19 protein-coding genes and 1 tRNA gene are annotated in these 23,332 nt (G+C 69.0%); 9 read left to right on the plus strand and 11 right to left on the minus strand.

Annotation, left to right across the window (positions count from 1 at the left end):
• The first annotated feature begins 3 nt into the window (after positions 1-3).
• The gene (locus IB228_RS03440) at positions 4-1,695 is read left to right on the plus strand and encodes a M56 family metallopeptidase (protein ID WP_192197575.1); all 1,692 of its coding nucleotides are present in this window, start codon (positions 4-6) and stop codon (positions 1,693-1,695) included.
• 147 nt (positions 1,696-1,842) lie between these two features.
• Positions 1,843-2,424, plus strand: a complete 582-nt coding sequence (locus IB228_RS03445) for a pilin (protein WP_183642610.1) — start codon at positions 1,843-1,845, stop codon at positions 2,422-2,424.
• A 157-nt stretch (positions 2,425-2,581) separates the two neighbouring features.
• Here IB228_RS03445 and IB228_RS03450 read toward each other — a convergent pair.
• Positions 2,582-2,658 (minus strand) — tRNA-Arg (locus IB228_RS03450).
• Between the two features lie 257 nt (positions 2,659-2,915).
• On the opposite strand from IB228_RS03450, the gene IB228_RS03455 reads away from it, so the two are divergent.
• On the plus strand, positions 2,916-4,472 hold the full coding sequence (locus tag IB228_RS03455) for a right-handed parallel beta-helix repeat-containing protein (RefSeq protein WP_192197576.1): 1,557 nt from the start codon (positions 2,916-2,918) through the stop codon (positions 4,470-4,472).
• Between the two features lie 430 nt (positions 4,473-4,902).
• Positions 4,903-6,300 (plus strand): TIGR03013 family XrtA/PEP-CTERM system glycosyltransferase, encoded by a 1,398-nt coding sequence (locus IB228_RS03460; RefSeq protein ID WP_141453441.1) that lies wholly within the window; start codon positions 4,903-4,905, stop codon positions 6,298-6,300.
• A 31-nt stretch (positions 6,301-6,331) separates the two neighbouring features.
• On the opposite strand, the gene IB228_RS03465 is transcribed toward IB228_RS03460, so the two are convergent.
• Entirely contained in the window at positions 6,332-7,246 is a 915-nt protein-coding gene (locus tag IB228_RS03465) for a glycosyltransferase (protein WP_183642601.1), read from the minus strand.
• Here IB228_RS03465 and IB228_RS03470 point away from each other — a divergent pair.
• The gene (locus IB228_RS03470) at positions 7,245-8,267 is read left to right on the plus strand and encodes a polysaccharide deacetylase family protein (protein WP_192197577.1); all 1,023 of its coding nucleotides are present in this window, start codon (positions 7,245-7,247) and stop codon (positions 8,265-8,267) included. The genes IB228_RS03465 and IB228_RS03470 overlap by 2 nt on opposite strands.
• 16 nt (positions 8,268-8,283) lie before the next feature.
• On the opposite strand, the gene IB228_RS03475 is transcribed toward IB228_RS03470, so the two are convergent.
• Genes IB228_RS03475 through IB228_RS03490 form a run of 4 tightly spaced genes read right to left on the minus strand, consistent with a single transcriptional unit; the run spans position 8,284 to position 12,081 of the window.
• A complete protein-coding gene (locus IB228_RS03475) occupies positions 8,284-9,333 on the minus strand; it encodes a GNAT family N-acetyltransferase (RefSeq protein WP_183642596.1) in 1,050 nt (349 codons plus the stop codon).
• A 3-nt stretch (positions 9,334-9,336) separates the two neighbouring features.
• Positions 9,337-10,317, minus strand: coding sequence for an NAD(+) synthase (gene nadE / locus IB228_RS03480; protein ID WP_192197578.1), 981 nt, complete (start codon positions 10,315-10,317; stop codon positions 9,337-9,339).
• Positions 10,314-11,822 carry a class I adenylate-forming enzyme family protein gene (locus IB228_RS03485; RefSeq protein ID WP_192197579.1) on the minus strand — a complete coding sequence of 503 codons (1,509 nt, stop codon included), beginning with the start codon at positions 11,820-11,822 and terminating at the stop codon, positions 10,314-10,316. The genes nadE and IB228_RS03485 overlap by 4 nt, the downstream gene beginning before the upstream one ends.
• 10 nt (positions 11,823-11,832) lie before the next feature.
• Positions 11,833-12,081 (minus strand): acyl carrier protein, encoded by a 249-nt coding sequence (locus tag IB228_RS03490; RefSeq protein WP_183642589.1) that lies wholly within the window; start codon positions 12,079-12,081, stop codon positions 11,833-11,835.
• A 139-nt stretch (positions 12,082-12,220) separates the two neighbouring features.
• Here IB228_RS03490 and IB228_RS03495 point away from each other — a divergent pair, with 139 nt between their 5' ends.
• A complete protein-coding gene (locus tag IB228_RS03495; RefSeq protein WP_192197580.1) occupies positions 12,221-13,414 on the plus strand; it encodes a PQQ-dependent sugar dehydrogenase in 1,194 nt (397 codons plus the stop codon).
• Here IB228_RS03495 and IB228_RS03500 read toward each other — a convergent pair.
• From IB228_RS03500 to IB228_RS03510, 3 genes are read right to left on the minus strand one after another with little or no spacing between them, the layout of a single operon-like run.
• On the minus strand, positions 13,411-14,352 hold the full coding sequence (locus IB228_RS03500; RefSeq protein WP_225562210.1) for a class I SAM-dependent methyltransferase: 942 nt from the start codon (positions 14,350-14,352) through the stop codon (positions 13,411-13,413). The genes IB228_RS03495 and IB228_RS03500 overlap by 4 nt on opposite strands.
• A gap of 48 nt (positions 14,353-14,400) precedes the next feature.
• Positions 14,401-16,395: an asparagine synthase (glutamine-hydrolyzing) gene (gene asnB, locus IB228_RS03505; protein ID WP_192197581.1), complete on the minus strand. Its 1,995-nt coding sequence runs from the start codon at positions 16,393-16,395 to the stop codon at positions 14,401-14,403.
• A gap of 24 nt (positions 16,396-16,419) precedes the next feature.
• Positions 16,420-17,604 (minus strand): glycosyltransferase, encoded by a 1,185-nt coding sequence (locus IB228_RS03510; protein ID WP_192197582.1) that lies wholly within the window; start codon positions 17,602-17,604, stop codon positions 16,420-16,422.
• Between the two features lie 94 nt (positions 17,605-17,698).
• Here IB228_RS03510 and IB228_RS03515 point away from each other — a divergent pair, with 94 nt between their 5' ends.
• The 3 genes from IB228_RS03515 (at position 17,699) to IB228_RS03525 (ending at position 20,954) form a co-directional block, all read left to right on the plus strand.
• Positions 17,699-18,730 (plus strand): acyltransferase, encoded by a 1,032-nt coding sequence (locus IB228_RS03515; protein WP_192197583.1) that lies wholly within the window; start codon positions 17,699-17,701, stop codon positions 18,728-18,730.
• Positions 18,731-18,773: 43 nt separating this feature from the next.
• On the plus strand, positions 18,774-20,246 hold the full coding sequence (locus IB228_RS03520; protein WP_192197584.1) for an oligosaccharide flippase family protein: 1,473 nt from the start codon (positions 18,774-18,776) through the stop codon (positions 20,244-20,246).
• A gap of 78 nt (positions 20,247-20,324) precedes the next feature.
• Positions 20,325-20,954: a hypothetical protein gene (locus IB228_RS03525; protein WP_183642571.1), complete on the plus strand. Its 630-nt coding sequence runs from the start codon at positions 20,325-20,327 to the stop codon at positions 20,952-20,954.
• Positions 20,955-20,981: 27 nt separating this feature from the next.
• Here IB228_RS03525 and IB228_RS03530 read toward each other — a convergent pair whose 3' ends face one another.
• Positions 20,982-22,082: a GNAT family N-acetyltransferase gene (locus IB228_RS03530; RefSeq protein ID WP_192197585.1), complete on the minus strand. Its 1,101-nt coding sequence runs from the start codon at positions 22,080-22,082 to the stop codon at positions 20,982-20,984.
• Positions 22,079-23,236, minus strand: coding sequence for a GNAT family N-acetyltransferase (locus tag IB228_RS03535; RefSeq protein ID WP_192197586.1), 1,158 nt, complete (start codon positions 23,234-23,236; stop codon positions 22,079-22,081). The genes IB228_RS03530 and IB228_RS03535 overlap by 4 nt, the downstream gene beginning before the upstream one ends.
• Between the last annotated feature and the right edge of the window lie 96 nt (positions 23,237-23,332).

Genomic DNA, 23,332 nt, shown 5'->3' on the forward strand with positions numbered 1-23,332 from the left:
TCGATGGACGCCTTCATCGTTGCGTGCCTGGAGCGGCTGGCGGCGACCAGCGTGCAGACCGTGGTGCTGGTGACCCTGGTCTGGGGTCTCTGCCGGCTGTTGCCACGCGTGCCGCCGGCGACCCAGTGCTGGTTGTGGTGGCTGGTGGCCCTGCAGGCCCTGCTCGGGCTGGTCGCGCCTCCGCTGGAACTGCCGTGGCTGGCGCAGGCGCCTGCCGTCCCGGTTGTCGAAACCATGCCGCTTGCCGCGGCGGGCGGCGACGCGATGGCGGGTGCGAACACCGCCGCGCCAGCGGTCCCGCCCGGGTTTTCCTGGCAGCTTGGCCTGGTGGCGCTATGGCTGGCAGGCGTGATCGTCATGAGCGGCGTGACGCTGCGTGACTGGTGGCGCAGCCGCGAACTGCTCAGGCGTTCGGCGCCATGCACGGACGAAGTGCTGGTCGAGGCGCTGGCGCTCGCCGCCGAGGCCCACGGACTGCGGCGGACTCCGCGATTGCGCGTCTCCGACGGTATCGATTCCCCGCAACTGGTCGGGCCCTGGCGCCCGATCCTGCTGCTGCCCGCGCATCGGCTGCTGGGTGGCGACGACCTCGACATGGCGCTGACCCACGAGCTGGTGCACCTGCACCGGCGCGATCTGTGGTGGGGATGGGGCCCGACCCTGGCGCGCCACCTGTTCTTCTTCCATCCGCTGATCCACCTGGCGGTGCGCGAGTACGGCATCGCCCGCGAAGCCGCCTGCGATGCGGCGGTGGTGGCGGGGGATCGCCGCTGCCGTCATGACTACGGCCGCCTGTTGGTACGGCTGGGCACGTCGCCCTCGCTGCGTACCGGGCTGGCCAGCGCCTCTCCCACTTTCCTCTGCCTCAAAAGGAGATTGACCATGTTGCAGAACACCGCTTCCTTTCCGCGCGTGGGTGCTTTCGCGCTGCTGATCCTGGTGGCCGCCATCGGCGTGGCGCCGTTGCGGCTGGTGGCCGCACCCAGCGAGGGGGCCGCCGCGGCGGGTCCGCAGTCCGCCGGTGGTGGAACGGTCATCGTCCAGTCGACCACTTCCCTGGTCACCACCGCGAGCGGGGAGGATGAAATCAGCGGACAGATCCACCTGTCCAAGTCCGGTACGGATCAGGCCTATGTGCGCATCCGCGGCAAGGGCGAGCGCACCGTCATGAATGGCTCCACCGATGATCTGGAAGAAGCGCGCCGCGCGATCGCCGGGCAGGGAGACGCGCTCTGGGTTCGCCAGGGCGGCGCGCGCTACCTGATTCGGGATCCGGAGACGCTGGCGCGCTTTGACGCGCTGATCGCACCCATCCGCGAACTCGGCGATCAGCAGGGCGCGCTGGGCCAGCGCCAGGGCGCGTTGGGCCAGCAGCAGGGCAAGCTCGGCCAGGAGCAGGGCGAGCTGGGCCAGCGCCAGGCGCGGTTGGCGCTGGCGGCGGCGCAGCGGGCGATGGACGGAGGTTCGCGTGATGAATCGGCCAGTGAAAAGCGCGAACAGGCCGAGCTCGCCGCGCGCCAGAAGGCGTTGGGCGAGCGCCAGGAAGGCCTGAGTCGCCGACAGGCCGATCTGAGCCAGCAGCAGGCCGTGCTCAGTACCCGCCAGGCCGAAGCGTCCCAACGCGCCAATGAGGGACTGAAGCATCTGCTGGCCACCGCGTTCGCCAGTGGCGTCGCTCAGCCGATCGGGAAGTAAGAGGGCGGCTCCCTCCGGCGTTGGCCGACCCGCGCCCCGAAAGCCTCGCCGCGGCGAGGTTTTTCGGTTTTCGGAGCTTCGTTGCACCCTGGAAAATTAAGAGGAATCCGATTTTCTGGCGGTCCCCGGTTTCTCAGACTGTGCCGTATGCAGTCCAAATCATTCCCGGGGATAGGCAGCAAGAATCACGTATCGGGGGTCACACTGGTCGAATTGGCGGTGGTGCTTGCCGTCGCGGGACTTTTGCTGGCCCTGGTGGTGCCGGCCTATCGGGATTTCATGGCCCGGGCGCGCATGAGTGAAGCCTTTGCGGTAGTGGGGCCGCTCAAATCGGCGGTACTTGAGACAGTCATGACCCAGGGGGACCCGGCCACTTTCCTGGCATCCCTGCCGATCCAGGGCAAGAGCCCGATGGAAGTCTTCGGCTACACGCCGGTCGGTTATCTTCCGGGAAGTCAGGGAACCCGCCACGTCAAACAGGCGGTCATCAGCGAGACCGGGGTCATCATCGTCCAAGCCGAGGACACCGGTTGCGCGGCATACATCGGCGGCGGGGAAGACATCACCCTGCTCTGGCTGTATCCGAAGCTCAATGCCAGCCAGTCCGGACTGGACTGGCTATGCGTATCCGCCTACTACTACTGGCAGGCCAAGGAGCGCGCCTACAAATGCATGCCCGCCGCCTGCCAGCATGATGACAACGATCTGCGAAAGTGGTTGAGGGAATGACGACGGGGACCAGGCTATCGCCTGAACGCGTCGTGGAGCACAGCCGCTCGTGCGGCCATCCCATCCATGAAGGGAAAAAGGCGGGGCGAATGCCTCAGGTTTCCAGCGTCGCGGACATAAAAAAACAGGCAGACCGAAGTCTGCCTGTTCTTGCAAATGGCGCGCCCGGAGAGATTCGAACTCCCGACCGCCTGGTTCGTAGCCAGGTACTCTATCCAGCTGAGCTACGGGCGCGTTGCGTTAGAGGCGGAATTCTGCACGATTCGATTTCGGTCGTCAATCATTTTTCCGTAACGAATTTCCGGGGCCGATGCCGGCCCGCGGCGGGCGGGCACCGCCGGCGCTCCCGCCATTGAGCCGGGATGACGACCCGGTCGCAGTTCGGAAAATGCCGGGGACGCGATCGGCGCCGGTTAGCGGGACTTTCACGGTCGGCCCGTGACAATACCGTCCACAGGGGGAACAACCAGAATTCCGGGAGTTCCAAATCAATGCGTTTTTCCAAGTCCTTGCTCGGCCTGGGGCTGATTGCGGCTGCCCCGCTGAGCGCGGCGGCCGCGACCTATACGGTCGGCCCGTCCGGGCGCCAGTACACCCAGCTGTCCACGCTGTTCAACAACGTCAACCTCGCCCCCGGCGACATCGTCGAGGTGGATGGCAATGCGACCTACACCGGCAACATCGTCATCGGTGACGACGACAGCGGCACCGAAGCCAATCCGGTGACCATCCGCTGGCGGCGGGTGGCCGGCGCCACGCGGCCGGTGCTGAGCGGTGGCACCCATACCATCAAGTTCGAACAATCCAACCACGTCGTGCTGGAAGGATTCGAAATCACCGGCGGCAGCTCGAGTTGCGTCTTCAGCGAGGCCCACAACGCGACCGTGCGTGATGCCTACATCCACGACTGCCCGTCGCACGGCATCCTCGGCGCGGATCAGAATTCGGGTTCGTTCACGCTCGAATACAGCGAGGTCGCGCGGGCCGGGCAGGGCGATCGCCGTCATGCGATCTACATGCAATCCGACGAGGTCGCGTTCCCGGACACCGTGTTCCGGATGCGCTACAACTACGTGCACGACGCCACCGGCGGCGTGCTGGTGCGGGTGCGCCACCAGCGTGCGGAGATCTATTACAACTGGATCGAAGGCTCGGATCTGCACGAGGTGGAACTGATCGGGCCGGACTGCGAAACCCAGAAGTCCGGCTGGACCGCGGACCTGCGCCGCGAGGATGCCGACGTGGTCGGCAACGTGATCATCCATCGTGCCGGCAGCCGTTCCGGCAACGCATTCCGCATCGGCGGCGATCTCAACGGCCGCAACCAGGGCCGTACCCGCCTGGTCAACAACACGATCATCCTGGATCGCGGCGGCAACGCCAACGCGGTGTTGGTGCAACTGGGCCAGGGCTCGCTGGAGATGCACAACAACGCCATCTACCAGAATGGCGGCAGCACCCCGGCGATCGTGCGTGAGAACCCGGCCAGCGACGTGGCCGCGCCCTACTGTGGGCCGTCGAGCCGCGAGCCGTGGTCGAACGGCCGCAAGGTCGCCGGCAGCAACAACTGGGTGCAGACCGGGGCGACCCTGGTGCCGGCGGAGTGGAGCGGCACCGTGCGTGGCTCGGATCCGATGCTCACCAATCTCACCCAGCGCAGCCTGCGTCCCCGCGCCGGCAGTCCCCTGCTCGCCGCGGGCAACAACACGCCGGTGACCCCGACGGCGTTCCCGTTCCCCTCGCCGCAACTGTTGCCGGCGTTCGACCCGCCGCTGCGGGCCAAGCTGGCGATCGGCGACGCGCACGCGCGATTGGCGCCGAGCCGGATCGCCATCGGTGCGCTGGAGCAGAGCGACATCGATACCCGCATCCGGGTCAACGGCGCACAACCGATGATTCCCGGACAGGGGCCGGCTTCGTCGGCCGCACCGCCGACCGCCGGAGGGCAGGTCCAGCCGGTGTCGAGCGGGCGTGGCGTGTATGTCGGGCGGTCGCCGTACCGGCAGGCACCGGCGGCGCGTTATCGCCGTTCGGTTGTGAGGCCCTGACGGACGCGCCGGGTAACCGGGCAGGCTCCGGCCTTCCCGGCGCTTGCGGAAAAAGGAAGGCCGGGGCGACCCGGCCTTTTTCGTGGTCGCGGGCGGGGGAGATCCCCGCGGACGGATCGCCAGGGGCCTGTCCGGACAGGTATCCCGCCGTCGGGGCAGGGTGTTTCCCGGTGCGGACTCCCGATTCGGGAAGCGGACGGAAGGTGGCCGGGTGCCGGCTGAAGTCGCGTTGATAGCGGTGTTACCAATGCAAGTGAAACCGTGGGTATCCGCGAATGACCTTAGTACGGGCAGGCCGCAGGAACACCAGGGATTCGGGGGCCAGGACAGGGGGAGACATGCAGGATTGCTTGAATGCGTGCGGCCGGTGCCGCGCGCCGCGGGGCTTGCGGATGAAGGCGCTGCCGATGCCGGTGGCCGGGAGGTTGTCATGAAGTCCAGCCAGGCCAGCCGCAAGGCGCGCGCCGCCCGCATCCTGTGGATCGCGGAGGCCATCGTGCTGATGGCCGCGGTGATGGCCGCCGCCTGGATCCGTTTCCACAACGAGCCCGAGTACCACGTCGTCTTCGTCGAACAGGCGCCGATCCGCGCGGTGCTGGTGGCGCTGTTCCTCACCGGCGCGATGGCGGCGTTCGGCCTGTACCAGGTGCACGTCCGCCACACCCGGCTGGATTTCATCCTGCGGCTGACCCTCTCGTTCGCATTCGGCGGCATTGGCCTGGTGGTGCTGTATTACCTGATTCCGGCCACTTACATCGGCCGCGGCGTGCAGGCGATGTCGCTGGCGCTCGGTCTGGTAGGCGTCTGCCTGGTGCGGCTGGCCTGGATGCGCATCTACGGTTCGGATGTGCTCAAGCAGCGGATCCTGATTTTCGGCGCCGGCAAGAATGCCGACCTGATCAATTCACGCATGCGCCGCAAATCTGATCGGCGTTCGTTCCTGGTGCTCGGCTTCGTGCCGGTGCCCGGCCAGCCGGTGCTGGTGAGCGAGGACCTGCTGGTCCGCCCGGGCGAGGAGGGCCTGGCCGAACTGGTCGAGCGCATGCAGATCGACGAACTGGTGATCGCGCCCGACGAGCGTCGCGGCGGCCTGCCGATGGAAGAGATGCTGCTGTGCGTGCAGCGCGGCGTGTCGGTGGTGGACCTGTCCAGCTTCTTCGAGCGCGAGGCCGGAATGGTCCAGCTCAACGTGGTGGATCCTTCCTGGCTGGTGTTCTCGGGCGGATTCGATTATTCGACGCCGCGGCGGCTGAGCAAGCGCTTCTTCGATCTGGCGGCGGCGCTGGCGCTGCTGCTGATCGCCTGGCCGCTGATGCTGCTGGTGGCGCTGGCGGTCTGGGTGGAATCGGGCGGCCCGATTTTCTACAGCCAGACCCGGGTGGGCGAGCGTGGCCGCCACTTCACCCTGACCAAGTTCCGCAGCATGCGCGTGGATGCGGAAAAGGACGGCGTGGCGATATGGGCGAGCAAGGACGATGATCGCAGTACCCGGGTCGGCAAGTTCATCCGCAAGACCCGCCTGGACGAGCTGCCGCAACTGGTGGCGGTGATCCGCGGCGACATGAGTTTCGTCGGGCCGCGCCCGGAGCGGCCGCATTTCGTCGACATGCTCAACGACGAGATCCGCTACTACGGCGTTCGCCACAGCGTGAAGCCGGGCCTGACCGGCTGGGCGCAACTGCGCTATCCCTACGGTGCCTCGGTGCGCGACGCCGAGGAGAAGCTGAAGTTCGATCTGTTCTACGTGAAGAACCACGGCCTGGTGTTCGACCTGATGATCCTGCTGCAGACGGTCGAGGTCGTGCTGTTCGGACGTGGCGCGCGCTGACGGCGTTCCCGGGATGCGGGAACGCCGCGGCTCAACCGGGAAGCAGGCTGCGGATCGCGCGACGCGCGGCGAACGGCGCCAGCCGCAGCAGTTCGCGGCGGACCGCCGGATCCGGCGTCAGTCGCCAGGCATCGCGCGCCAGTCGCCAGCCGTCGCGCCAGCGCCCGCGAATCAGCATTCCACGCGCGTTGCGCGCGTAGGTGCCGGCCAGGGCGCGGTCCAGTTCCGCATCGGCGACCTGCCCGCGCGCGGCGCGCACCGCACGTTCGACCACGCGCACGTAGTCGTCATAGGTGCTGGCTTCGGCGGAGAGGCCATCGTGTCCGCGCATGGCGCGCACCAGCGACTGCTCGACCACGCCGATCGGCCAGCGCTGGGCGATGCGCAGGTGGAAGTCGATGTCCTCGGCGGTGCGCAGGCTTTCATCGAAACCGCCGATGTCCTCGAACACCTCGCGGCGCAGGATCGCCGACGCCGGCGCGAGCGCGGGATTGTGGATCACCCAGCGCAGCACCTGGCCGTCTTCGCGGATGACGTCGCGGCGACGAAACACGTCGATCAGGCGGCCTTCGCTGTCGACCCGCTCGACGTCGCACAGGACCATGCCGGCCTCCGGGTGCGCTTCCAGCCAGGCCAGTTGCCGTTCGGTCTTTTCCGGCAGCCATTCGTCGTCGCTGTCCAGCAACGCGAAGTAGCGGCCGCGGGCCAGGCGCATGCCGTGGTTGCGCGCGGCGGATACGCCTGCGTTGGCCTGCCATACGTAGCGCACGCGATCGCCGTAGCGCGTGCGCAGGAGTTGTTCCGTGCCATCGGTGGAGCCATCGTCGACGACGATGATTTCGTCGACGGCGCGGGTCTGCGCGAGCACCGTTTCGATCGCGCGCACCACCAGGTCCCGCCGGTTGTAGGTGGGTATAATCGTTGAAACCTCGATAGCTGGCGCCATGCTGAAGGATCTCTCCAAGAAGCTTCTATACGTCAGTGGCCTGTTGGGCCTGTACCACCGTGTGCGCAACGCGGACAGCCTGACCGTGGTGATGTTCCATCGTACCCTGAGCCCGGACGATCCGCGCTGGCGGACCTGCGATCCGGATTACACGCTGGCCACGCGCTGGCTGGCCGATTCGCTGGCGTTTTTCCGCAGGCACTACCACGTGGTATCGCTGGAACAGGTGCTGGCCTCGCGCCGGACGGGGGCGCCGCTGCCGCCACGCGCGCTGCTGATCACCTTCGACGACGGCTGGGCCGACAATGCCGACTACGCGTTGCCCGAATTGCGCAAGGCGGGCCTGCCGGCGTTGATGTTCGTGGTGTCCGATGCGGTCGGTACCCGCCAGCCGTTCTTCCAGGAACGCCTGATCGCCGCGCTGCGCCGCGGCGCGTTGAAGCTGGCCGACTTGGCCGACGCGATGCAGCCACACCTGTCCGAACCGTGGCGGCCGCGCGATGAATCGCTGGACGAACTGCGCGAGGCGATCGCGCGGCTCGAACGGATGCCGGCCGAACACCGCGAGGCGGTGCTGGCGCCGTTCATGGCGGCGCTGGACGATGGCCACCGGCACATGGTGACCGTGGAGGAATTGCATCGGCTGGCCGCCGGCGGCATGGCGCTGGGCCTGCACGGCAAGACCCATGCGCCGATGAAGCACGCGGCCGATCTCGACGCGGAACTGTCCGGCGCGCGCGCCGCGCTGGCGCGGCAGCTGGGACAGCCGGCGCCCAACGCCGAATCGATGTCCTTCCCGCATGGTTCCTTCGACGATGCGATCGCGCAGCGCGCGCGCGATGCCGGCTACGAGCTGATCTTCACCAGCGTGCCGGTGCTCAATCCGGCCGCCGGCGGGGTTGGCTGGCTGCTGGGGCGCACCGGCTTCGAGACCGATGCGGTGGTCGATGCGCGTGGACGTTTCCGGCCGGACTGGCTGGCGCTCTACCTGTTCCGCAAACCGGCGCAGCGGCTGGCCTGAAGCCAGGCCGCGCGCCTCATTCGTCCTCATCCGCCGAGGTCAGGAACCAGACCGGTTCGGTGGCGTTGGCGAGGTTCCAGCGCACGAACACCGGGCGTTGGCTGCGTTCGCTGAAGCCGGCCTCGCGCCAACCCTGCAACTGGCCTTCCGGCCCGGTGATCTCCACCGATACCGAGCCATGGCCCGCTGCGCGCGCGGCGGCGATCAGGGCCTGCACGTAGTGCACGGTGAGTCCGTGCGCGCCGTTGTCGGACCAGAAGTCGCGCACGTGCAGGGTGGCGTCCTCCACCTGCACCGCGAACCATGCCTTCAGTGCGTGGCTGCCGGGCGAAGTGATCCAGAGGTAGCGGGTGGTCGCCAGCGGCGAGTCGTCGAAGCGCCACTTGGCGTGCACGCTGTCGCGCACCGCGAGCACGCCATCGCCCTGCGACGCGGCAGCCCACAGGGCATCCATGCGCGGATCGGCGCGGTTGCCCCATTCGGTGCGCAGGCGCGGGCCATGCCAGCGGCGCCAGCCGTCGCGCAAGGCCACCCCCGTATCAAGCAGCCAGCCCGCGGCGGGTGCCAGCCATTCCGGCATCCGCGCGCGCAGGTAGCGCGCGTGGCGGATCACCCGCGCATAGCGCACCAGATGGGTCGCCTGCTGGTAGCCCATGCGCTTGAACACCGCCGCCGCCTTCGGATTGGGGAATCCGTACAGGACGTCCACCTGCTCCCGGCCGGCGTCGATCAGCCCCTGCTGCAGCATCAGCGCCGGGCCGAGCGAGCGGTGCTCGGGCAGCACCGCCAGATCGACCAGCACGCCGGCGTCCAGATCGCGGCCACGATGGCGCATCCGGCGGCGGCCGGCGCAGGCAGTGCCCACCCATTGGCCGGTCCGGGTTTCCTGCAGCAGTTGCAGCAACGGCGCGCCGTGCGGGCAACCCAGGTAGAACCAGTCGTACTTGGCGGCGATCCGATCGGTGCGGCCCAGATTGCCCCACCAGATCGACAGCACGGTGTCGCGGTCGCGCAGCGGATCGCCGGCATGGACCAGGTACTGCGGCGTGGGCGGGGATTGGTTCACGGATCAGTCCAGCTCGGGCACGTCGCCGGCCAGCACCGGTGCCATGTGCAGGTAGCGGGTGGTGCGGCGCTTGTTGCGGATGTCCTCGTAGACCGCCTCGGCCTGCGCCGGGGTGATGCCCAGCGCGGTGGCCAGTTCGCCGGCGGGACGGGCGTGGTTGAGCGCCCACAACGCCAGATCCATCTGCTGGTAGGGCAGGGCGAAGTAGAACTCGTCCTGGCCCTGGCTGAGGCTGTAGGTGTCGGTGGTGGGAATCGCCGCGCAAACGCGCTCGGGCAGGCCCAGGTGGCGCGCCATGCCGTACACCTGCGATTTGTACAGGTGGGCGATGGGCTTGACGTCGGCGGAGCCGTCGCCGTTCTTGACGAAGAAGCCCTGGTCATATTCGACCCGGTTGGGCGTGCCGACCACGCCGTAGTTGAGGCGATCGGCGTGGAAGTACTCCAGCGTCTTGCGGATGCGCTGCTTGAAATTGGTCGCGGCGACGATGGCCAGGTAATCGGCCAGCGCCAGTTCGCGCTCGTGGCGCCGCCCATCCGGCGATTCGGCGATCAGGCGGAAGCGGTTGATGCGGCCCTCGGTGCCGCCGTCGATGACGATCTTGAACTTCCAGCCCTCGCCGTACCCGGGCAGGGTGTTGCGCACCGCCTGGTCGCGCGCGCGGTAGCAGCCGATGGCTTCCAGTGCCGGCGCGATGTCGACGGTCTCGGTGCGCACGCCGAGGTGTTCGGCCAGCAGGCGGGCGCGCACCGCGCTATCGTCGGAGGAGTCGCGTTCCGGCAGGATCAGGGTGAACACGCGATCCGGACCCAGCGCGCGCACGGCCAGCGCCGCGCTGACCGAGCTGTCGATGCCGCCGGAAATGGCGACCACCAGGCCGCGCCGGTGCAACTGCCGCGCGGTGATTTCACGCAGGCGCGCGGCGATGCGATCGGCTTCCTGTTCGTAGTCGATGTCGAGGACGTGGCGGTCGAGGCTGCTCATGGCGTTGCGGTCTGCTCCATCAGTTGGAAGCGTCGCACCTTGCCCGAGGCGGTCCGGGGCAGGGTGTCGACGAAGGTGACTTGTCGGGGAATCTTGTACGGGGCCAGGCGCGCGCGGCAGTGCGCCTTGATGCGGTCCTCGGCGCGGGGCGGCAGTTCGCCGGCGGCGACGACGAAGGCACGGATGACCTGCCCCATCACTTCGTCGTCCACGCCCACCACCGCGACCTCGCGGACGACGGGCAACTCGGCGATGACCTCTTCCACGTCGGTGGGGTGCACGCGGTGGGCGCCGGTCTTGATCATGTCGCTGCGGCGGCCCTGCAGGTACAGGAAGCCGTCCGCATCCAGGTGGCCGAGGTCACCGGTGTGCAGCCAGCCGTCGCGCAGCACCTGCGCGGTCGCCTCGGGATTGTTCCAGTAGCCGGCCATCACGTTCGGGCCGCGCACGCAGACTTCGCCATCCTCGCCGGGCGCCGCGGTGGCGCCGTCCTCGCGGCGGATCCGCCATTGCACGCCGGTCACCGGGATGCCGACCGAACCGAGCTTGTCGTCCAGCCGTTCCGGTGGCAGCCAGCTGATCCGCGAGGTCGCCTCGGTCTGCCCGTACATCACGTACAACCGCGGCGTCGGCAGCAGTTCGCGTACCCGGCGGGTCAACGCCGGCGACATCGCGCCACCGGCCTGGGTGAGATAGCGCAGGCTGGACAGCGGACGTGCACGCGCGGCCAGTGGCTCCAGCAGCAGGGCGAAAGTGGACGGCACGCCGGAGAAGCCGGTCGCTTCGGCCTGCTCGATGGCGTCGAGCACCAGGTGAGGGAACATCAGGCCGGGGCCGAGCACCACGCAGGCGCCGCTGATGAGATGGGTATGCAGCACCGATGCGCCATAGGCGTAGTAGAACGGCAGCACGCTGAGCACGCGATCGGAAGCATCCAGGCGCAGGTAATCCACGATGGCCTGTGCGTTGGCCAACAGGTTGGCGTGGGTGAGCATCACGCCCTTGGGCGCACCGGTGGTGCCGGAGGTATATAGGAGCAGCGCAGGATCCGAGGCTTCCGGCAGCAATGTGGTGGGCGGCGGTTCGCCAGCGTTGCCGTCCACCAGTGCTTGTCCGTCTTCCAGCGCGGTGCAGGCCGGTGGCGTGGGCAACTGCGCGATCGCCTCGACGACATCGCGATGCGCGGCTTCATGCACCACGTGGCGTGCGCCGCAGTGCTGCAGCCAGGGCAGGAAGTCGCGCAGGCGCGCCTGCGCGTTCAGCGGCACCGCGATGCCGCCGGCCAGCCAGGTGCCGTAGCAGGCGACCGCGGCCTCGATGCGGTTGGGCAGGATGATCGCCACCCGATCGCCATCGCGCAGGCCGGTCTCGCGCAGGCGCGCGGCGAACCGGCGCGCCTGCCGCCAGAAGCCGGCGTAGTCGGCGTGGCGATCGCCGTCGACGAGGGCCGTGCGCGCGGGCACATCGCGCGCCACGCGTTCGACCCGGGAGCAGAGGGTTTCCATCGGCGATGGATCAGCCGGCCCGCTTGCGGGTGACGAACTCGTCCACCGTGTCGATGGTGTCGAAGTTGGCCGGGGTCATTTCCTCCGGCACGATCTGCAGCTTGAACTGATCCTCCAGGAAGAAGATCAGCTCGTGGATGCCGGTCGAGTCGATGATGCCGCCGCGAATCAGCGAATCCTGGTCCCCGATGGCGGTGGGGTCATCCGAGAACAGGAAGTTCTCCAGGATGAACTGCTTGATCTGTTGTTTCTGCTGCATGGGGGTCCCCTGTGGCGGTTTCGCTTGCTGTCATTGAAAACGCAAGCCCGGCGGGCATCCGGCCAGTCCGTACGGTGGCGTTGGCGTGGTCGGTGGCGGTGTTACCATCGCGGCGGTCTTCACGCCGGGGAAGCTCGCGATGCGCCGTCTGCCACTGGTTCTGCTGCTGGGATTGGCGGCCTGCCGCCAGGATGCGCCGGCGCCTTCCGTGCAGCCCCACGTGGTCCGCGGGGCGACCCCCGTCCCCTACGTTTCGGAGAAGGGCGCTTACACCGTGACCGAACTGGTCACCGGGCTGGAACACCCCTGGGCGCTGGCCTTCCTGCCGGATGGCGGCATCCTGATTACGGAACGCCCGGGCCGGCTGCGCCGCATCGCGGCGGACGGCGAGGTGTCCGCGCCCATCGGCGGATTGCCCGACATCTTCGTCGATGGCCAGGCCGGGCTGCTGGACGTGGCGCTGTCGCCGCAGTTCGCGCGCGAGCCCTGGGTCTATCTGGCATTCGCCGAACCCACCTTCCGCGGCAACAAGGCCGGCACCGCGGTGGCGCGCGGAAGGCTGGAGGGCGACCAGCTCAAGGACGTGGAGGTGGTGTACCGGCAGGAACCGAAGCTCTCGCATGGCACCCACGTCGGCGCGCGGCTGGTGTTCGACGACGCCGGCCACCTGTTCGTCACCCAGGGCGACAACCGGGTGGCCGCCGCCGCTGCGCAGGAACTGGACAAGCTGCAGGGCAAGGTGGTGCGGATCTGGCCGGACGGGCGCATCCCGGACGACAACCCGTTCGTGGGCAAGGCCGGCGCGCGCCCGGAAATCTGGTCCTACGGCCACCGCAACATGCAGGGCGCGGCGCTGCACCCGGTCACCCGCGCGCTGTGGACCAGCGAGCATGGCCCGCAGGGCGGCGACGAGATCAACCTGCCGCGACCGGGCGCCAACTACGGCTGGCCACTGGCCACCCATGGCATCGACTACAGCGGCAAGCCGGTGGAAGGCGCGCGCGGGCGCAGCGTGCCGGGCATGGAGGATCCGCATTACGTCTGGGAGAAATCGCCGGCGGTCAGCGGCATGGCGTTCTATACCGGCGGGCTGTTCCCGCAGTGGCGGGGCAACCTGTTCCTGGGCGCACTGGCGGCCAAGGAATTGATCCGGCTGGAACTGGATGGCGACAAGGTGGTGCACGAGGAGCGCCTGCTGGGCGAGCGCGGCCAGCGCATCCGCGATGTGCGCCAGGGACCGGACGGCGCGCTGTACGTGCTGGTGGACGCGCCGGACGGCAAGCTGTTGCGGATCGCGCCGCCGGCGGGCGCCGCAGGTGCGCCGGGCGGCTAGATCGCGGCGGCCACCGCCGGCGCCACCGCCATGGCGGGTTTGCGCGCGATGAAGTCCACGCTGGTAATGCAAAGCTGTTCCGGCGGAATGCCGGCGAACTGCGGGTGCACCGGCGTGGCCGCCAGTTGCCGCAGGCGCTCCGGGCGCGCGTTCGAGGTGTCCAGCACGATGGCGAAGCCGCAGTCGCGGGCGTCATCGACGAAGCGGTGCGCGCGCAGCCGGTTCTGGTACAGGAAGGCGTTGTTCCAGCGTTGCCACTGGCGATCGGAATAGCGCAGGTAGTGCAATTGGTGAATCTCGCGATCCACGTAGGCGTAGTGGTCGCCGCAGTTGACCGAGTGGAACATGATGCCGCCCGGCGCCAGGATCCGCATCGACTCGCGATACATCGCGCCGATGACTTCCGGCGGCACGTGTTCCAGCACGCTGTTGGAGAACACCACGTCGACCTCGCCGTCGGCCAGGGAGGTGCGGGTGGCGTCAGCCGGGGCGCGGTACTGGATCACGCCGTCGGTGGCCGCTTCCAGCGAATCGCCGGCCAGCAGGCGGTTGCGCAGGCGCAGGTAACGCTCGCGCACCGCATGCGGATCCGCGCCGCCGGCTTCGGCGATGCGCGGCAGGAATTTCTCCAGCGTGGCCACGCACCGCTCGGTCAGGTCGCGGCGCAGGTGGGTGTTCAGATCGTAGGTGGTGATGCGCGCCGCGCCGGCCAGGTAGCAGGCGAACGGGAAGGTCGGGTACCAGCCGGTGCCGATCTCGAAACCGCGCATGCCGGCGAACGGTGCGCCGGCATCGCGCAGGTGGCCTGCCATGATCGCCCAGTCGTCGATCTTCACCGACAGTTCGCGCTCGAAGTCCTGCAGGCCGCCGAACTGGCGTTGCAGGTGGAAATGCAGGGTATGGCCGCCGGGCAGGTATCCCAGCACTTTCTGGACCATTCCTTTGACTCGCCAGTGCATGTCGGCTCCGTGATCGGGTGGGTGCGCTCAGCCCGCCGGGACGGCCAGCGGCGCGTCGGTGGCGCGATGGGCATGGGGGGCGGTGCGCGTTTCGTTGAGCTGGCGGTGCACCAGCATGGTCGAGAGGATGCCGACGAACGCCTGGTTGTCGGCGAAACCGGTGGCGCGGCCCTGCCGGCATTTCTCCACCAGCCGCGACACCGCCTGCGGTTCGAAGTAGCCGGCGTCGCGGATGGAGGCCGGCGCGAGCAGTTCGGCGACGTAGTCCAGCGGCTTTCCGTCGAAGAAGAAACTCTGGCTGTCCGGCGCGCGGTAAGGCTGCTTGGTACGCTGCACGATGTCGGCCGGGAGCAGATCCGCCAGCGCGCGGCGCAACAGGTACTTTTCGGTCATGCCGCGGATCTTGAAGCTCGGCGGCAGCCGGTTGGCGAACTCGATGACCCGGTGATCCAGATAGGGGAAGCGGCCTTCGATGGAATTGGCCATCGCCACCCGGTCGCCCTGCGAGGACAGCAGGTAGCCGGCCAGCAGCGACTTGGCCTCCACGTACTGATCGCGCGCCAGCGGACTCCACGCCATGATCTCCGGTGGCAGGGTCTGCTCGTAGGCGTCGAGCGGATCCCAACTGGTGGAGGCCGCGCGCAGATCCGGCGAGAGGAATCCCAGCGCGCGCTGCGAGGTGGTCCAGCGCGGCACGTGCGCGAACACCGGCCGGTGCAGGTGCTCCATGCCCTGGCCGAAGAACGACTGGGCGAAACCCGGGTGGCTGACCGGCGAGTTGCGCAGGTAGCCGTACAGGCGTTCCAGCAGGCGCGGGCGCAGGCGCGAATCCGGTTGCCGCGCCCAGAACCGGCGCACCTTGGCCTCCTTGAACAGGTCGTAGCCGCCGAACACCTCGTCGGCGCCTTCGCCGGTCAGCACCACCTTGTAGCCGTGCTCGCGCACGCTGCCGGCCAGCAGCATCAACGGCACCGGCGCGGTGCGCAGCACCGGCGTCTCGGTGTGGCGGATCAGGCGCGGGAACGCTTCGCCGATATCGCGGCGGGTGCAGCGCAGGGTGGTGTGATCGGTGCCGAGGTGGCGGACCATCGCCTGCTGGTGTTCGCTCTCGTCGAACTCGCCGTCCTCGAACGCGACCGAGAAAGTGCGGACGGGCGTGTCGGTGAACCCCTTGATCAGCGCGACGATGCCGGAGGAATCCAGGCCGCCGCTCAGGTAGGCGCCGACCGGGACGTCGGCGCGCAGTTGCAGGCGCACCGCGTCGACCAGCAGCGTGCGTAGTTCGGCGGTGGCCTGTTCCACCGACAGCGGGTAGCGCGATGGCGCGGTTTCGGCGGCGTCCGGGAACGTCCAGTTCCAGTACGGACGCAGGTGCTGGCTGCCATCGGCCTCGATGCTCAGCAGGCAGCCCGGCGGCAGGCTCTGCACGCCTTCGTACAGGGTGTCCGGATCCACCGGCGCCCAATAGGTCAGGGTCTGCATCAGCGCGCGCGGATTGAGCTGCGCGCATTCGGGCAGCACCGCCAGCAGCGACTTCACCTCCGAGGCGAACCACACGCGGCCATGGCGATGGGCGTGGTACAGCGGACGGATGCCGGCGCGATCCCGCGCCAGCACCAGCCGCCGGCGTTCGCCGTCCCACAGGGCGATCGCGAACTGGCCGTTGAGGTGCTGGACGAAATCGTCGCCGTAGCGGTCGTACAGGTGCACGATCACTTCGGTATCGGAGTGGGTGTAGAAGCGGTGGCCGCGGGCTTCCAGATCCCGGCGCAGTTCCACGTAGTTGAAGATCTCGCCGTTGAACACCGTCCACGCCGTGCGGCGCTCGTTGTGGATCGGTTGATCGCCGGTGGCCAGGTCGATGATCGACAGCCGCGCATGCGCCAGTGCCGCGCCGGGTTCGGCGTGGAAGCCGAAGCCGTCCGGGCCGCGATGGGCCAATGGATGGATCATCCTTTCCAGCGCCGGGCGGGCGCCGTCCGGGGTCACGTCAGCGCCGCTGAAACCTGCGATTCCGCACATGGTCGGGTCTCCTTCGCGGCGGAATCAGGTGGAACCGGCGGCGTACAGCGCACGCTCGCCCCGGGCTTCGGCCAGCACTTCCTCGCAGGCCAGCAGGGTGTCCTGGGCGACCTGGCGCCAGTCGCGCGAGAAGCGGCGCGCCAGGGCGGCCTCGTCCCAGTCGCGCTCCAGCGCTTCGCGCAGGCCCTCGGCCAACGCGGCCGGATCGCGCGCCGGCACCAGCACGCCGCTGGCCGCGTCGACCACCTCGGGAATGCCGCCGACCGGGGTGGCCACCACCGGCCGGCCGCAGGCCAGCGCCTCGACCAGCACGTTGGGATGGCCTTCGGAATAGCTGGGCAGGGTGACCAGATCGGAGGCGCACATCCAGCGCGCGACTTCCGCCGGCGGGCGCGTGCCGGCGAAACGCACCGGCAGCTCGCCGGCCGCGGCCAGCGCCGCCAGTTCCGCGTGCATCGGGCCTTCGCCCACCAGCACCAGTTGCAGGCGCGGCCGGCTGGCGCGCAGCGCGCCGGCGGCGGCGAGCAGTTCGCGCAGGCCCTTCTCGGGCACCAGCCGGCCCACGTAGGTGACCACTTCGGCGTCCGCGGGCAGATCCAACGCCCGCCTGGCCTCGGCGCGGTCGGCCGGATGGAAGATGGACGCATCGCAGCCGTTGGGGATGGCGCGGATGCGGTCCGGATGGGCACCGTAGTCGCGTTCGGCGACCCGGCCCAGATCCTCGCTGACCACCAGCAGGCGGCGGGCGGCATGCAGCACCGGGCGGGTCAGCCGGCGGCTGATGGCGTCGCGCACGCGCAGATCCGAGCCGCGCGCGCCCACCACCAGCGGCACTTCGGCCTGGCGCGCGGCCAGCATCGCCCCGTAAGCATCCGGATAGAGCCAGTAGGACAGCACCAGGTCCGGCGCGAAGGCGCGCAAGGGCGCGGCGATGGCGCGCGCGCACAGCCGGCCGTTGAACGGGCGGCTGACCGCCGGCAGGGCGGGGTAGCGCACGTATTCGACGTCGCAGCCCGGCACGCTGTGGTGCTCGTCCGAGGCCCGGTAGAGGTAGCTGCGCGGCTGCGCCCAGCGCGGATAGGTGGCGACCGGGCTGAGCACGCGCACCTGTGCCAGCCGCGAAAGCTCGCGCACGGTCTGGTAGATCGGACGGCCGCGGTTGGGCTCGCCGGCAATCGGGAACTGCGAAGTGACGATCAGCAGCCGCATGTCGCCCCGCCTCGGCCGGATGCCGGGAACTGGCCTGTTGCGGGACTCGCTAGCGTTATATCGACCATGCAGTGAACCGGTTCCGGGAGTTGAAGTGGTCCGCGAAAATTCGCCTTCCGTGCGCGTGGTGGAGCTGGATGCCCTGCGGGGCATCGCCGCCGTGGCCGTGATGGCTTACCACTACACAACGCGGTACACGGAGCAGATAGGCCATGCGGGGGGCATGCCGCTGGACCTGCTGGCCGGCAAGTACGGGGTGCAACTGTTCTTCCTGATCAGCGGCTTCGTCATCTTCATGACCCTGGAACGGACCCGGACCGCGATGGATTTCGTGGTCTCCCGATTTTCCCGGCTGTTTCCCGCCTACTGGGCGGCGCTGGCCCTGACCAGCCTGGTGGTCTATTCGATCGGCCTGCCGTTGCAGCAGTTGTCGCTGCACGACTGGGCGCTGAACCTGACGATGTGCCAGGAGTTCCTGGGCGGCGAGCACCTGGACGGTTCGTACTGGACCTTGCAGATCGAGCTCTTCTTCTACGCGCAGATGCTGCTCTGGTACATGCTGGGGCTGCTGAAGCGGATCCACTGGATCATCGCCGGCTGGCTGGTGCTGGCCGCCATCGAAGGGCTGTGCGAGAAGAATGGCTGGCACTTTTCCTACGTGCTGCGCGAACTGCTGATCCTGCGCTTCATCCCGTTCTTCGCGATGGGCATCCTGTTCTACCGGATCCGCCAGAATCCGGAGGAATGGCGATTGAACGCGACCATGATCGGGCTTTGCCTGCTGGCGATCGCGGTCGGCGAGCGGCCGGTGTTCCTGCTGGTGGGCACGGTCTGCTGCGCGATCTTCATCGCCTTCACCCTTGGCTGGCTGCGCTTCCTCAATGTGCGCTTCTTCGCCTGGCTGGGCACGCTGTCCTATTCGCTGTACCTGATCCACCAGGCGATCGGTTTCGCGGTGATCTACCGGCTGGAGCAGTTGGGCGTGCCGAGCCTGGCCGCCTGCGGCGCGGCGGTGGGGGTGGCGTTCGCCCTGGCCGTGCTGCTGAGCCACGGGGTGGAGAGGCCGGCGATGCGCTGGATCCGCTCGGAGTGGAAGCGGCGCGGCATGCGCCTGGAGACCGCGTGAGCACGTACGATGGCGCCCACGCGGGGCGGGGTGGGGACGGGGTTTGAAGGACAGGCACAAGATCGTTTCCGCCGCCGCGTGGAGCATTGGCGCCGGCCTCGCCGGCCGCGCCGTCGGGTTGCTGGGCACGCTGCTGATCGCCCGCCACCTGAGTCCGGACATCGTCGCCGAGGTGACGGTCGCCACCATCATCGCGCTGACCGGCAACTGGATCGGAGCCTGGGGCTGCGGCCAGTACGTGATGGTGCGCGGCGGCGAGGGGCGCGAGGCGATCTTCACCGCCAGCGTGTTCTACCTGCTGGCCGGTTCGCTGGTGATCGCGGCGACCTGGTGGGCAACGCCATGGCTGGCCGGCTGGCTGCAGGCGCCGAACCTGGCGGCCTACCTGCCCGGCGCCCTGCTGGGCATCGGCATCCGCCGGCTGGGTGCGATCCCCGACAAGCTGCTGGCGCGCGAACTGCGGTTCGGGCGCATCGCCATGGCCACCGCGCTGGGTGACGTGGCCTACGCCACCGTCGCGGTGACCCTGGTGAGCACGACCGATCTCGGCGGTCGCGCGATGATCCTGGGTTTCATCGCCCAGTCCTGCGTGATCGCGGGGATCACCATCACCGGCACCGGCTGGCGCAGCTGGCTGGCGCCGGCCCGCCTGCGCTGGGCGCGGGTGCGCGACATCATCCGGTTCGGCGCGCCGATCACCGGCGAAATCACCCTTGCCGAGGGCGGGCGCTACTGGGACAAGCCGCTGATGCTGCGGCTGGTCGGCGCGCATGACGCCGGCGCCTATGGCATGGCCTTCAACCTGGCGCAATTGCCTGCGGTCTACGTGGGCGGCCATATCGGCACGGTGATGGTGCCGGCGATCGTGCGCGCGGAACCGGCGGCGCGCGCGCCGCTGATCGTCAACGCACTGGTGGTGGCGGCGGTGCTGCTGTGCCCGATGGCGGCGGGCCTGGCGATGGTCGCGCCGACCCTGGTCGCCGCGTTGCTGCCGCCGACCTGGGCGCTGGTCGCGCCGCTGCTGGGCGTGCTGGCCTTCATGCTCCTGCTGGGACCGGGCAGTTACATCCTGTCCTCGTTCCTGACCTCGCTCGGCCGCAACGCGATCCTCATGTGGATCGAGGTCGCGACGATGGCGGTGCTGTTGGCCGCGTTTGCCGTGCTGGCGCGTTGGGGAGTGATGGCGGCGGCTTTCGCGGTCGGGGTGGCGATGCTGGTGCAGTGGTTGCTGACCGTCCAGGCCTGCCATCGCGATGGCGTGCGGCTGGGACGCCTGTGGTCGCCGCTGTCACGGGTGGCGCTGGCTTGCGTGGCGATGGCGCTGGCGGTGTGGGGCGTGCGCGCGCTGATCGCCGGCCAGGTGCCGGCCGCCGCGCAGCTGCTGCTGGAAGTGGCCACCGGCGTGCTGGCCTATCCGGTGGCGCTGGGCGTTTTTGGCGGCGGGTTGCTGGGGAACCTGCTGCAGTCGGCGGGCCTGGGACGGTTGCCGTTGCTGGGACGCTGGTTGCGCGGTTGAAGAACGGGGTGGTGCGGGGCGATCGCCCCGCGCATGCGGAATCATGGCTTCCAGGGAAGCTGAAGGGGAAGGAAGGGGATGTTCGATTTCAATGCCATCGTGCTGTTGCGACGCGAAGCCGGCAGCGCGGGCGACAATCCGCTGGCACCGGAGCAGCGGTTCGTCGAGCTGAGGCTGGGCGACGAGGCGCGGCTGTCGAAGGTGTACCGGCAGCAGGGCCGCACCGGCGACCCGGCGCGCCTGCGCCGGCGCTTCGAGCGCGGTTTCCGCTGTTTCGCGATCGAGGAGGGCGATGAAGTGATCGCCTGGTTCTGGGCGCTGCACGGGGTGCCGCGTTACTTCGACGAGATGGGCTGGCTGTTTCCGCTGGACAGGACCCAGGTCTGGCTGCGCGATGCCTACGTCGTGCCGCGCCGTCGCGGCCGCCGCTTGCTGCTGGCGATGATGGCGATCGGCAGCACGGTGGAATCCGCGCCGCTGGAGTACCTGTCCGATGTCAGCTACATCAATCGTCCGTCGCTGCGTGCGCACCGGACGATGGGCTTCAAGCCGTTCGCCACCGTGTGCAGCCTGATGCTGGGTGGGCGGTTGCTGTGGCGGAGCCAGCCGCCGACGCTGCTGCCGGCGCCCACGGCGCTGCATCCGCACAAGCGCCTGCTGTGGTTGAGCGCCGAGGAGCGCGCCTGGCATCGCACCGAGATCGCCTGAGCCGCCGGTGCGTGCGGACGGCGGGTTTCAGTCGTCGTGGCCCAGCCGGTACGCCAACGGCCGCAGTGCGCGCGCCGCCGACAGCCAGCGATTGGCCGCGGATCCGGCGGCGAGCACGCCGGACACCATGACCTGCTGATCCGGCAGCAGCTCGGCCAGGTAGGAGTTCTCCTGCGCCTGGCTGTCGAACTGGCGCAGGTGCGGCCAGCGCGCGTGCATCGCTTCGAACAGCTGCCACTCGTTGAGCCGGCCGGGGCTGGCCTGGCGATACTCGGGATCCCAACCGGTCTTGAAGCCGCTGAGGACCTGGCCCGACATCAGGTTGCTGGTCGAGGCGATGACCTTGCCCGCGCACAGCGTCTCGACGAACACCAGCGCGCCGGTCGGCGCCAGCCGCGCCGCCATTTCAAGGAAGAAGCCGCGCTGGGCCGCGCTGGCATGCAGCGAGCTGCCGGCCTCGCCCTTCCAGCCGGCGTGCTCGAGCGCGAGGTGCCGTTCGGCCGCGGCCTGGTCGGCATCTCCCCCCTGCAGGATGCGAGTGGCGACTTCGCCCTGGTCCTGCAGGCGGCGCAGGCGTCGACGCAGATCCTTGAGCACCGAAGCGCGCATGCGCGCGGCGGTGGAGATCCCGGCCCTGGCGCGCAGCACCGGTCGCTGGAAGCGCCGGGTTTCGTGCCATTGCAGGCGTGGATCACGGGTTGCCCACAGCGCCGCCGACAGCGGGCATTCGGCCACCAGGTTGTGCAACAGCAGTACCGGGGCCGGTGACCGCGGCTGCGCCATCAGATCGATCATCGCGGCGGCGACCGTCTCGGCGGCGCCGGGCGCATGCAGCAGGCCGGACTGGAACGCGTGCGCATGGCGATAGCCGCGCCAGTGCGGCAGCGGCACGAACAGGTTGGGCCGCCGGCGTTCCAGGCAGGCCAGGCCGATCAGTGCGCCGCCGCCGTCGCGCACGCGCAGCAGCGTCGGCGGGGCGTGCGGCGTCAGCCAGCGCGCCGCCGCCTGCACGAAGCCCGGCATCAGGAATGGATTGGAAGCCGCGCTGGTGTCGGCCAGGGCCTCCCATTCCGCGAAGTCGGCGGCCTGCAGGCGATCCCAGGGATCCAGGGCAACCGTGGCGGTCATGCCGGCACGGTTCCATGCTTGCGGCCGCGCAATGCATCCATCACCCGCGTGCGCAGGCCCACGCGATCCACCGACAGCCAGGCCATGCGGCCTTCGGCCATCGCCAGCACGCGCTTGTAGTCCATGTCGCCGGCCATCAGTTCGTAGCGCGACTGGCCCTCCTGGATCGCGTGCTGCACCGCTTCGGTCAGCAACAGGAGTCCGGGACTGCCGCAGTCGCCGATGCGCGGGTAGTCGATGCCGGCCTGGTAGAAGCAGACCACGCCGCGCGACACCAGGTGGTAGAGATAGCCGACCACATGCCCGCCGGCCTGGAAGCGCAGCAGTTGCGCGCCATGTCCGGGCTCGGAGTCGGCGATCAGCTGGCGATGGAAGGCGACGATGCGCGGATCGGCGAACGCGCCCTGTTCACCGGCTTCGGCGGTCCAGTGCGCCTGGTGCAGCGCGACCAGGCCATCGAAGAACGCCAGCCGCTCCTGGGCCGTGGCCGCCACGGCCACCTGCAGTTCGCCCCAGCGTTCGCCCAGCCTGCGGGCGGTGCGGCGCACGCGGGCGCGGGTGTTGCGTCCGAGCACGCTGGACAGGTACAGGCCGTGGTCTTCGCGCAGGCCGGTCAGATCGATGTACGGCGTCGGCCGCTTGAACATGCGCAGGCGGAGATCCGGCGCGCGCATCTGTTCCAGCGGAATGCGATCGACCTCGATGCCTGGCAGGAACAGGGTGAGCCAATGACGCTCGTGGCGATGCAGGTGATCCACGAATGCCACCAGGGTGTCGCTTTCCAGTCCGGCTTCGCTGAGCAGGCCGTTGAATTCGATGGTCAGACTGTCGAGCGCGCGGTCGCCCACCTGGTGCAGCCGCAGGTGGGTGGGACCCAGGCCGAAGAAACGGCGGCGCGCGGTGACGATGCCCAGCCCGACCAGGCGCTTGTTCAAGTAGACCGACGCCAGCCGCGCGGTCCTGCGCGGGCAGATCAGCTTCAGCCAGGTGCCGATCCACAGCCAGCTGAGGAACACGCTGCAGTGGGAGCGGCTTTCCAGCTCCTCCCAGCGCAGGCGCAGGACCTCGAGATCCGGCAGCGGCTCCAGGCGGACTTCGAATGAGCGGGTGGCGGGCGAGAGCATCGCGGGTTTCTCGTATCCGTGGAGAGGCATCACCACGACCCCGCGCGACCGCGCGGGATCAGGGCGGGTGATGCAAGAGCTGTGCCACGCGGGCGCGCATCGGCGGAAGGAGCGGGAAGGAACGCG

The organism is Pseudoxanthomonas sp. PXM04, from assembly GCF_014851695.1.
Classification (GTDB): Bacteria; Pseudomonadota; Gammaproteobacteria; order Xanthomonadales; family Xanthomonadaceae; genus Pseudoxanthomonas_A; species Pseudoxanthomonas_A beigongshangi.